We start from the raw sequence: 10922 nt of genomic DNA, 5'->3' as shown, positions 1-10922 counted from the left end.
TTAGATAATAATTTAAATACCAAATAGGGTTGTTTATGAACACTACCGATAAAATCGCCTTGCTTAATTTTACCGCTCGCTGGGTTAACCAATTCAGTTACGCACCGCAAAGTGAAGAACTGCATGCTATACCTTCGCCTTGTATTTTAAAAACTGAAAATCTCACCGTATTTTGGCAACCCTTTTTATTAAAGCCACCAAGAGATCTTGCTATTGCTGAGCAAATTGTTGGCATTACTTTACATCCTAACGCACATATATTCTATGGTACACAATATGCAGCCAATATGACGGCTAAATTGCATAACATCCACTTAACCTTAATCCAAGCATGGAATGATGATGATTTTTCCAATTTAGAGCAAAATTTAATAGCCCATTTATCCCAACAAAAAAAATTAAAACGAACACCAACGACTTTTATCGCATCAACAGATGAAAATACCGAAATTATTGCAATAAATAATTTAACTGGCGAAGTGGTAAAAGAAGATCTAATTACAGGTCAATTCACCATTCTAGCTCATGATTTAACCACTTTTTTAAGTAAACTAATTGTTACTTGTTAAGCTAATACCGCTCAACAATAGCGCAATATATGTCTATATCAATAGCAATCGTAAATGCTATCAAAATTGTATCTTATAAAATAATGTGTATATAATGCGTTAAATGTCATTAGATCAGATAGGTGAATTATGTTTGAATATTTAACAGCAGCGCCGGCAGATCCTATTTTAGGACTGGCCGATCTTTATAATAGAGATGAACGCACCAATAAAATTAATTTAAGTGTCGGTGTTTATAAAGACGAAACAACCCAAACACCTATTTTAGAAAGTGTAAAAAAAGCGGAACATTTTTTATTAAATGACGAAACCACCAAAAGCTACTCACCTATTGATGGTATTAAAGCATTCAATACTGTAACGCAAATTTTGCTTTTTGGATCTGAAAACGAACGAGCAAGAACAGCACAAGCACCTGGCGGTACTGGCGCTTTACGTATAATGGCAGATTTTTTAGCTCGCCGAACCAAAGTAAAACGTGTTTGGGTCAGCAATCCGACTTGGCCCAATCATCGTAGTGTATTTCAAACTGCTGGCCTTGAAGTGCGCGAATACCATTATTACAATGCACAAACACACACACTTGACTTTGATGCCCTGATAAATAGCTTAAACCAAGTTGCCGCTGGCGAAGCAGTATTATTCCACGGTTGCTGTCATAACCCAACAGGCATCGATCCAACACCAGAACAGTGGCAAGCCATCTCAGATTTAGCCATAAAAAATGGTTGGTTACCCCTATTTGACTTAGCTTATCAAGGCTTGGGGCAAGGTATAGAAGAAGACGTCTATGGACTACGATTATTTGCTAATCATCACCCTGAACTCCTTATTGCTAGCTCATATTCTAAAAATTTCGGCTTATATAACGAGCGCGTTGGAGCCTTCACGCTCATTGCCGCAAATACTGAAATTGCCGAGCGCGCCTTTAGCCAAGTCAAAACCATTATTCGAGCCAATTATTCTAACCCACCGGCACATGGCGCTAAAATTGTTTCTTATATTTTAAATAATGAGGAATTAAAAGAAGAATGGATTGACGAACTAACTAATATGCGCCAACGCATTCACCGCATGCGTCAATTATTTGTCAAAACACTGCAAGACAAAGGGGCAAATCAAGATTTTAGTTTTATTGCTAAACAAAATGGTATGTTCTCGTTCAGTGGTTTAAATGAAGAACAAGTACTTAAATTGCGTGACGATTATGGCATATACATTGTTAATTCAGGACGGATTAATGTAGCAGGGATGACATTAGATAACATGTCTAGGCTTTGTGAATCCATTGTAGAAGTGCTTTAATACCGCTAATAAGCAAATAGATTATTAGCGCGGCTTTTTATACTCTAACACTAGAGGCACTCCAATGGTGAGTGTTTCTATTTATCCGTTTACATTCAACATCATCCTACCTTTAAAAATCATTCAGAAAACCCATTGATTTTATTGAAGTTTTTTGATTGTTTTTTATACAAAACATAGCTTAATAAACTAGCATTATTTAGCGCAAAAAACCGCTTTCTTATAAACTATTTCATGCATTTATTCTATTTAGTTATATCTATATACAAACTGATTATTAGACGATAACTCAATAATTACTAATAATTGTTTAATAACGTAATAACAATGATTAAGGGTAATGTCGTGGCGTCACATGTTTTGGATTTTTTAATTTTGGGAAATAACTTCGGCACTAGTGAAATGCGTTCTATTTGGTCGGAAACAAATCGTTTGAAAAGGCAAGTGGATGTCGAAGTTGCTTTAGCCAAAGCTGAAGGCGAGCTAGGTGTTATTCCAATTGAAGCGGCCAACTCAATCATTGCTAATGCCGATGCTTCAAAACTATCAATTGATCAAATTGCTGAAGAAGCAGCAAAAGCGAAGCACTCATTAATGTCGACAATTAATGCACTACAAAAACAAGTTGGCGAGGCAGGCCAATATATCCATTACGGTGCAACCACACAAGATATTGTCGACACAGCAACCGTTTTACAATTAAAACAGTCTTTTACTGTCATTGAGCGAGACACTAAACGGGTGGCACTTGAGCTAAAACGTTTAGCCAAACAGTACCAATATTTACCTATGGTTGGGCGAACTCATGGCATGCAAGCACTACCTACAACTTTTGGATTTAAACTTGCGGTGTGGCTAGATGAATTTATTCGACACTTACAACGTTTAACCGAAATCAAACAACGGGTATTAGTCGGCAATATTAGTGGAGCAATTTGTACTTATGCATCAATAGGCAAATTAGGACCACAAGTTGAATCACGCGCTTTAACTTTACTCGGGCTTAATACCCCTAACATTGGCTGGCAAGCGGCACGAGACCGTTTTTCTGAATACTCATCGGTAATAGCACTAATCAGTGGCACATTAGGAAAAATTGGGAATGAATTTTACAACTTAATGCGTACCGAAATTAACGAAATCGAAGAGCCTTTTTCTGAAGGAAAAATTGGATCAACAACCATGCCACATAAACGCAATCCAGCAGCATTAGAAGGATTAGCTAGCCTAACGGCACCACTTTTAAAAAGTGTTGCGTTAATTCATGAATCAATGAAAGTTGAACATGAGCGTGATGCCATGAGCTGGCGAGCAGAGTGGATAGCACTACCTGAAATAAACCTTTATATTTCAGCCCAATTACAAATCGCATTAACTGTACTAAAAGGTCTAAAAGTTAACGCTGATCGCATGATAACTAATTTACAACTACAAAATGGCTTACTGCTGTCTGAAAAAGTCATGTTTGAAATAGGTAAACGATTAGGCAAACAGACTGCGCACCATTTAGTTTACCAAAGTGCAATGAAAGCATTTGAACAAAATCGACCATTTAAAGACATCCTATTAGAAGATCCCAACTTGAACAACGAGTTTACCGAATCTGAACTTGATGCTTGGCTTGATCCTATTAACTATATCGGCTCTGCTCCTGAAAAAGTAGAACAAGTGATTAAATATGCTGATCATTGTGGAGTGTTAGCATGAGTTTTCGCTTAATGACTCATAATGACATTCCAGCTTATCAAACACTATTACATCGTGCTTATCATGCCACGACTAAATTAGGCATTCATTTTGCAGCTGCAACCGCCAATCAATCACAAATTGCTGAGCATCTTGAATCTAATGCGGTGTATCTATTTGAGAAAGAGGGACAGTTACTATCCACGTTAAGTATTCGCTTTCCATGGGGAAATAATCCTGGACCTTATGGGTTACCGCATTTAGGTTGGTTTGCAACCGATCCTCAATATAAGGGTAAAGGGTATGGAAATACATTATGGAATTTTGTTGAACAGCAAATCCTGATTAATCAACTCAAATTACCCGCTGTGACCTTAGGTACCGCAGCAAATCATCCATGGCTTGTACAAACTTATATAAATAAAGGTTATAAAAAAATAGGGCAAGCAGATTTAACGCCCGATCATACGACCTTCTATTTTGAAAAAATCTTAAACCATAAAAGCTATACCCAATGGAAACAAAGGAGTAATAAAGCATGAAAAAAATAAGTACGTTATTATCCGCTATTTTATTAACCAGTCTAGCCTTAATTGGTTGTGATAATAAATCCAACGACCAAGCAACAAAGCAAAATATCATTAAAGTTGGCTCTACAGGACAAAGCTATCCAAATGGTTATAAACAAGATGACAAATTAGTGGGATTTGATGTTGAAGTGACTCAAGCCATTGCTCAAGAACTAGGTTATCAAGTCGAATGGGTGATTGCTGAATTTGGCGGTTTAATGGGGCAATTTGATTCAGGGCGCTTAGATACCGTTGCAAATGCGGTTGCCATAACACCAGCCCGTCAAGATAAATATGACTTTTCCAACACCTATAGCTTTTACGGTAGCCAGATTGTAACCCATAAAGATAACAAAGATATTAATAAGCTATCTGATTTTAAAAATAAAACTATTGCTGGTGTGCTAGGATCGAATCATATTAATAACCTAAAAAAAGCTTTCCCTAATAACAACGTAACTATCAAAACCTACGAAACCCGTGATGGCGCAATGTATGATACGGAATACCAACGGGTTGATGGTTATGTCAATTCTAAACCTATTTTACTTGCTGAAATTAAACGTAAAAATCTACCGTTCAAATTAGTTGGAGAGCCAATTACTATTGAGCAAGTTGCTTTCCCATTTAGTAAAGACGGAAAAGGTCAAGCGCTGCGTGAAAAATTCAATCAAGCCATCGAAAAGCTACGTGCCAATGGTACATTGAAAAATCTTTCAATTAAATATTTTGGTGAAGATATTACATCATGAATTTTAATGTAAATTATTTCTTAAGTGTATTTCCGCAGATCTTACCTTATCTGCCCGTTACACTTTTTATTACCATTGTATCGATTACGATTGCCATTATATTAGGGCTAGCCATTGCGCTATTACGCAACAACAAAATAATCATTATCGATTCTATTTTTGCACTATTTATTTCACTGTTTCGTGGCATACCATCTGTTGTTTTACTCTTTATTATTTATTATGGTCTACCGCAAATTTTTCCTATTTTAAAACAAATGGGCGCAACTACCGCTGCAATTATCTGTTTCAGCTTAAAGTACTCATCCTATTTAGCCGAAATTTTTAGAGCAAGCTTAGAGTCAGTTGATCACGGGCAGAAAGAAGCGGGGCTAACGGTTGGGTTAAGTAAAATGCAAGTCTACAGAGGCATTATTCTTCCGCAAGCCATGATTAATGCCTTACCAAACACAGGAAACATGTTTATATCATTACTTAAAGATTCCTCTGTCGCCTTTTTTGTTGGCGTTCAAGAGCTATTAGCCGCAGGAAAAATGTTAACCGCTAATTCTTTTCTCTACTTTGAAACCTATTTAGCTGTTGGCATTATTTACTGGCTTACTGTTGTGATTTATTCATGGATACAAAAACAGTTAGAACAAAAACTTTCTGCGCCATATCATCGTTAAGGAGAATGTTATGATTACAGTATCGCATTTATCTAAACGTTTTGCTAATAATGAAGTTTTAAAAGAAATCAACTTAAATATCAAGCAAGGTGAAGTAGTTGCGATTATTGGTCCTTCAGGATCTGGCAAATCCACCTTATTACGTTGTTTAAATTTATTAGAAAAACCGAATAATGGCACAATTCAAATTGGCTCAGCAAGGCTTGATGCGAAACATTATAGTCATAAAGAAGAAGCCAATTTACGCAAACAATCAGCAATGGTCTTTCAACACTACAATTTATTTAAAAATAAAACAGCGTTAGAAAATATTACCTACCCGCTTATTGTTGGGCAAAAGATAGATAAAAAAGAAGCGGAAAAACTCGGCTTATCATTATTAAAGCGCGTTGGTATGTTACCTTATGCCAAACAATATCCCATTACCTTATCTGGTGGCCAGCAACAGCGCATCGCGATTGCAAGAGCACTGGCAGTCAAACCCAAAGTACTATTATTTGATGAGCCCACTTCTGCGCTCGACCCTGAACGAGTACACGAAGTTTTACAAGTCATGCTACAGCTGGCAAAAGAACGAACCTCTATGATTATCGTGACGCACGAAATGGAATTTGCCAAGTACGTCGCAGACCGCGTTATCTTTATGGCTGATGGCGTAATTGTGGAAGAAGGACCAGCAAAATCAGTCATAGACAACCCACAACATGAAATTACACAACGTTTTTTACGCCAGCTAACAGATGAAATTGACTTCGAAATTTGAACAATAGCCACAACGACTTTAACTCATTGTATTGATGATTAAATTGTACTAGTGATTAAATTGTATTAGTGATTAAATTGCCTTGCTGATTAACATATGAAAATTAAAGCGTAAAAGAATAAGATAATAAAAATTGGCGAAGATCCAAACCTGTTGCCAGTTGCTGAATATCTGTTAATAACCGTGCTGTTTTCGATTTATCTTTAACTGCGGAAAGTAACTTTAACGACATTTCACTCTGGCTATATGGATTTTTAGGTGAGCCTTTAGGAATATCAACACGCTGGCTTATTTTTTTACCGTTTTTGAGAAAAATATCAATAATTACATAACGGCCATTATAAGCATCAGGATGTGGCGCAAGCTGTATTTGATAACTGCGCGTCATTTTTTTCATCAACTGTTTGATTTCACAAGGAATAGGTTTTGAAGAAAACTGCTCGAAACTTAGCGGTAACCCTAACAAGGTTAAAGCCAAAATATATTCAGCCGAAAAACGCCCTTGTTGCGCTAATGAAGGTGTCTTATATATCAATGCTGCATCGCTATTTGATGGCACAAAATAAATCGTAATATCACTAACATTATCAAGATCAAAATCAGGCTCTTTATATAATAATTGACCCGCATCGGCAACATAAGCCGCCGCTGAACAATAAGAATAATTTTTAAACCATAAACCAGGTTCAACAATCTTCCAAACATCCCCCCAATGACTTAAATCAAAATGTGTATTACCTTGCCCATAAATAGCCAAAAAACCTAATTTATCGTCTAAAAAATTCTGATCGGCATCTATACCAACTCTTAACCATTCAACGGACTGAATGGCATGTTGAGCGGCTAAGCCTGCATGCAAAAACTTAATTGGCGTGCCCATTAACAAACGCATCCCCGAAGCTTGAGTTGCTGACAAAGCTAAAGCTTGCGATAAAAACGGTTCATCATAAAGGTAACAAATCGCAGCCGTTGCCGCGATCCCCCCCAAAGTAATGGTTGCATGCCAACCTTTTTCGTAATGCTCAGGATTAACGCTTTTACCTAAGCGAGCCATCACCTCAACACCAACATAAGCAGTCAAAAAACGCCGCCCATCAATCTTTTGCTTAACATTATCTAATCGAACGCTGGCAATAAGTGCCGACAAAATGACCGATGAAGGATGCCCTCGAACATCTGAATGTACATCATCATAATCTAAACAATGCGCTTGAAAGCCATTAAAAAGTGCTGCTTGCCTTGCGGTAACTAACTTCTTTTGGCCGATTAACCACGCTCTAGCATTTCCCCCCTCATCTGCTACCCACGCTAGCAATTTCTGAACGTCATCTTCATGGCAAGCTTGCAAACTACAAGCAAAATAATCTGTTACCCCATTAATCGCACAATTAATAACTTGGGGATCACGAATTATTGGTGTGTTTTTTATTAAAAAACTTAATTGTTGCCCTAAATTCATTTTCATTCTCAATAAATGCAATAGCGATTTGATAATTGGGTTTACTTTACCACAAGTAAAATAGTGAACAATAAATAATAAGCTAAAGATGATATGATTAAATTTTAATAACTCGAAGCCAGAAACAATAAGTATTAATCTATTTATATAATCATGTTTGCCTATTACATTATATGCTAAAATAGCCTCACTCAATTGAAATCGAAAATTAGCGCAACTATGTCAACTTGTTATATTGCTTTAGGCAGCAACCTTGAAGATCCATTAGCACAAGCCAATCGTGCAATTGTTGCATTAAAACAGTTGCCAAACACAAAAGTAGCGGATATTTCACCTTTTTATCGAAGTAAACCTCTTGGACCACAAAATCAGAATGACTATCTGAATGCAGTAATAAAACTGACAACGAATTTATCCCCTATTGAACTACTTGACGAGCTACAAACAATTGAAAAAGCGCAAGGCCGTGTGCGTAAAGACAACCGCTGGGGCGCAAGAACCTTAGATTTAGATATATTGCTTTATGATGATTTAGTCATTAACAGTGAAAGGCTAACTATCCCTCATTACCATATGAAAAATAGAGAATTTGTACTCTATCCACTATTTGACATCAGCCCAGAGCTGATTCTACCCGATAACGATAAATTATATGACTTAGTAACTCGATGCCCTAAAAATGAACTAACGAAATGGGATAAGTAATTATCTTAATTAATAACATATAGTTGTATTATTTTATTTAGTTTTAAGCAAAAAAATGATAAAAAAAATTTGCCAAAGGCTGAATTATTGCTATAGTTTAGCGCTTTTAAATAATCTGCACTTAAGGGGATTGCTGTGAAAAAAGAACAAAAAGCAAACACATCTTCACTTAGCCTGCTTTCAGTTGCTGGGCTTGAGCCTTATAAAGAGGCAAAAGGTGAGGAGTACATGAATCCTAAGCAATTGAAACATTTTAAGCTTATTTTGGAAGCTTGGCTTGCACAACTAAAAGATGAAATGGGTAAAACCGTTTCGCACATGCAAGACGAAGCAGCGAACTTTCCAGATCCTGCTGACCGAGCAACGCAAGAAGAAGAGTTCAGCCTTGAACTACGTGCACGCGACAGAGAAAGAAGGCTCATCAAAAAAATTGAAAAAACATTAAAGAAAATCGAAATAGATGATTTCGGTTATTGTGAATCATGTGGTGTGGAAATCGGGATTCGCCGTCTAGAAGCAAGACCAACGGCTGATTTATGTATCGATTGTAAAACACTTGCAGAACTTCGCGAAAAACAAATGGGCAAGTAATTGCTACGTTATTAATTACCACCGCCATTCAACCCGATATGCCTAAGCGTTATATTGGTCGTTTTGCCCCGTCACCATCAGGACCATTACATTTTGGTTCATTGGTGACAGCGCTTGGTAGCTATTTACAGGCTAAATCTTGCCATGGCAAATGGCTAGTTCGTATCGAAGATATCGACCCACCACGAGAAGTTAAAGGCGCATCATCTCTCATTTTAAAGACTTTAGAAACATTTCATTTATATTGGGATGATAACGTATTATATCAATCGGCTTGCCACGAACGTTATCAAGCAGTATTACAATCGCTATTGAGTCATCAGCAAGCCTATTATTGTGATTGTACAAGGCAACGGGTACAAAAATTGCCTAACGGGCATTATGACGGTTATTGTCGCCATAGGCATTTAAAGATTAACCAATCACAGTTGGCTATTCGCCTAAAACAAAACCACCCTATTTCTGAATTTACAGATAAAATTCGTGGCTTGCAAACAGTAGAAACAGCTAGTGCACAAGAAGATTTCATTATTCACCGTAAAGATGGTCTATTTGCATATAACTTAGTGGTAGTGTTAGATGATCATAAACAAGGAATTACCGAAATTGTGCGCGGAGCCGATCTTTTACCGGTTACCGCTAAACAAATGTCACTCTATAAGCTTTTTGGCTTTTCTCTGCCAAACTATTGCCATTTACCACTAGCACTAGATAACAACGGCAATAAGCTTTCTAAACAAAACCATGCAAAGCCCATTGAGCTAAATAATAGCAAATCATTAACGGCGCACGCTCTGCAATTTTTAGGGCAATGTCTACCAAAAGACTGGCAAGATGCCAGCCAACAACAGCTATTGCAATGGGCAATACAACATTGGCAAATTGCGAAAGTACCCAAACAAAATACCCAGTTACCCACCAATATAAGATAAATTATCAGTCATACCGACATTATGCACATGTAATAAATGCTTTTCTGGCTTTATTTTTAACGAAGCAAAGATGCGTGTTATAAGTTGTTGTTTTTGCGCTGAGTTTTGAAGTAAATCACGCAAATCAACCGCGGCCTCACCAAATAAGCAATAATGTAATTTACCAATTGATGACACACGCAACCGATTACAACTTTTACAAAAATCTTTTGAATACGGCATAATTAGCCCAATTTTACCTTGATAATCGCTATGAGCATAAACTTTAGCTGGGCCTGATAGTGGATTTTTGAGTTGCAACTGCCAACCCTGTGCAATTAACTGTGCCTCAATAACATGAGCAGACAAGTGATAACGATTAAATATATCGCTACTTTCACCTGTTTCCATAAGTTCAATAAAGCGTAATTCTACGGATTTATCTTTAATCCATGACAAATAATCATCTAAATTATCGTTCATGTTTTTCATTAACACCGTATTAATTTTGACTTTTTTAATACCTACTTCTAACGATTTTTCGACACATTGCATTAATTCTTTAAGTTTATCTTGACCCGTAATTAATTTAAATAAATGCGGAGAAAAGCTATCAATACTAATATTAATTGCATTTAAACCTGCTTGATGCCAGTGATGAATATTTTTTAATAAACGTGAGCCATTAGTGGTAATGGCCAGCTCTTTAACACTAGAGTAAGAAGAAATGAGCGACAAAATATCCACAAAATCACGACGTAAAGTCGGCTCGCCACCCGTTAAGCGAATTTTGCTTACCCCAAGTTCAGTAAATGTTGCCACAACATGATCAATTTCACTGAGTGACAAAAAATTATGCCCTTTCTTGGGTTGATAACCATAAGGTAAACAATATTGACACTGGAAATTACACAGCTCAGTAATCGACAAACGCAGATATTGAA

General features: G+C 36.8%; 12 protein-coding genes. 10 read left to right on the top strand and 2 right to left on the bottom strand.

The annotated features are described in order from the left end of the window. Positions 1 to 35: 35 nt before the first annotated feature. From syd to A9G30_RS10910, 7 genes are all read left to right on the top strand, one after another. Positions 36 to 569 carry a SecY-interacting protein gene (gene syd, locus A9G30_RS10940; RefSeq protein WP_065583063.1) on the top strand — a complete coding sequence of 178 codons (534 nt, stop codon included), beginning with the start codon at positions 36 to 38 and terminating at the stop codon, positions 567 to 569. Between the two features lie 129 nt (positions 570 to 698). Next, complete coding sequence (locus A9G30_RS10935; protein WP_065583062.1) at positions 699 to 1874, top strand: amino acid aminotransferase; 1176 nt, start codon at positions 699 to 701, stop codon at positions 1872 to 1874. 345 nt (positions 1875 to 2219) lie between these two features. Further along, on the top strand, positions 2220 to 3581 hold the full coding sequence (gene purB / locus A9G30_RS10930) for an adenylosuccinate lyase (protein ID WP_065588978.1): 1362 nt from the start codon (positions 2220 to 2222) through the stop codon (positions 3579 to 3581). Next, positions 3578 to 4102 carry a GNAT family N-acetyltransferase gene (locus A9G30_RS10925; RefSeq protein ID WP_065567408.1) on the top strand — a complete coding sequence of 175 codons (525 nt, stop codon included), beginning with the start codon at positions 3578 to 3580 and terminating at the stop codon, positions 4100 to 4102. Before purB ends, A9G30_RS10925 begins: the two co-directional genes overlap by 4 nt. Continuing rightward, entirely contained in the window at positions 4099 to 4881 is a 783-nt protein-coding gene (locus A9G30_RS10920; RefSeq protein WP_065588977.1) for an amino acid ABC transporter substrate-binding protein, read from the top strand. Before A9G30_RS10925 ends, A9G30_RS10920 begins: the two co-directional genes overlap by 4 nt. Then, positions 4878 to 5549: an amino acid ABC transporter permease gene (locus A9G30_RS10915; protein WP_065567406.1), complete on the top strand. Its 672-nt coding sequence runs from the start codon at positions 4878 to 4880 to the stop codon at positions 5547 to 5549. The genes A9G30_RS10920 and A9G30_RS10915 overlap by 4 nt, the downstream gene beginning before the upstream one ends. A gap of 10 nt (positions 5550 to 5559) precedes the next feature. Beyond that, positions 5560 to 6312 (top strand): amino acid ABC transporter ATP-binding protein, encoded by a 753-nt coding sequence (locus A9G30_RS10910; RefSeq protein WP_065588976.1) that lies wholly within the window; start codon positions 5560 to 5562, stop codon positions 6310 to 6312. Between the two features lie 103 nt (positions 6313 to 6415). Here the strand turns inward: A9G30_RS10910 and A9G30_RS10905 are convergent, their stop codons facing one another. After that, positions 6416 to 7771, bottom strand: a complete 1356-nt coding sequence (locus A9G30_RS10905; RefSeq protein ID WP_065588975.1) for an MmgE/PrpD family protein — start codon at positions 7769 to 7771, stop codon at positions 6416 to 6418. Positions 7772 to 7990: 219 nt separating this feature from the next. On the opposite strand from A9G30_RS10905, the gene folK reads away from it, so the two are divergent. The 3 genes from folK (at position 7991) to gluQRS (ending at position 9999) form a co-directional block, all read left to right on the top strand. Further along, positions 7991 to 8476, top strand: coding sequence for a 2-amino-4-hydroxy-6-hydroxymethyldihydropteridine diphosphokinase (folK, locus tag A9G30_RS10900; RefSeq protein ID WP_065579913.1), 486 nt, complete (start codon positions 7991 to 7993; stop codon positions 8474 to 8476). A gap of 135 nt (positions 8477 to 8611) precedes the next feature. Beyond that, entirely contained in the window at positions 8612 to 9067 is a 456-nt protein-coding gene (dksA, locus tag A9G30_RS10895; protein ID WP_065583057.1) for an RNA polymerase-binding protein DksA, read from the top strand. Between the two features lie 38 nt (positions 9068 to 9105). Continuing rightward, positions 9106 to 9999 carry a tRNA glutamyl-Q(34) synthetase GluQRS gene (gluQRS, locus tag A9G30_RS10890; RefSeq protein ID WP_065588974.1) on the top strand — a complete coding sequence of 298 codons (894 nt, stop codon included), beginning with the start codon at positions 9106 to 9108 and terminating at the stop codon, positions 9997 to 9999. Here gluQRS and moaA read toward each other — a convergent pair. Next, positions 9979 to 10914 (bottom strand): GTP 3',8-cyclase MoaA, encoded by a 936-nt coding sequence (moaA, locus tag A9G30_RS10885; RefSeq protein WP_081295830.1) that lies wholly within the window; start codon positions 10912 to 10914, stop codon positions 9979 to 9981. The genes gluQRS and moaA overlap by 21 nt on opposite strands. Positions 10915 to 10922 lie beyond the last annotated feature (8 nt).

Source organism: Gilliamella sp. Fer4-1 (genome assembly GCF_001690515.1).
GTDB lineage: Bacteria > Pseudomonadota > Gammaproteobacteria > Enterobacterales > Orbaceae > Gilliamella > Gilliamella apicola_C.
The sequence above is the reverse complement of the archived record's forward strand: the minus strand, read 5'-3'. Positions and strand labels throughout refer to the sequence as shown.

Bases quoted from the DNA above. Each gene is read 5' to 3' on its own strand.
- syd (WP_065583063.1), top strand. From the start codon at position 36: ATGAACACTACCGATAAAATCGCCTTGCTTAATTTTACCGCTCGCTGG.
- A9G30_RS10935 (WP_065583062.1), top strand. From the start codon at position 699: ATGTTTGAATATTTAACAGCAGCGCCGGCAGATCCTATTTTAGGACTG.
- A9G30_RS10925 (WP_065567408.1), top strand. From the start codon at position 3,578: ATGAGTTTTCGCTTAATGACTCATAATGACATTCCAGCTTATCAAACA.
- A9G30_RS10920 (WP_065588977.1), top strand. From the start codon at position 4,099: ATGAAAAAAATAAGTACGTTATTATCCGCTATTTTATTAACCAGTCTA.
- A9G30_RS10915 (WP_065567406.1), top strand. From the start codon at position 4,878: ATGAATTTTAATGTAAATTATTTCTTAAGTGTATTTCCGCAGATCTTA.
- A9G30_RS10910 (WP_065588976.1), top strand. From the start codon at position 5,560: ATGATTACAGTATCGCATTTATCTAAACGTTTTGCTAATAATGAAGTT.
- A9G30_RS10905 (WP_065588975.1), bottom strand. From the start codon at position 7,771: ATGAATTTAGGGCAACAATTAAGTTTTTTAATAAAAAACACACCAATA.
- folK (WP_065579913.1), top strand. From the start codon at position 7,991: ATGTCAACTTGTTATATTGCTTTAGGCAGCAACCTTGAAGATCCATTA.
- gluQRS (WP_065588974.1), top strand. From the start codon at position 9,106: ATGCCTAAGCGTTATATTGGTCGTTTTGCCCCGTCACCATCAGGACCA.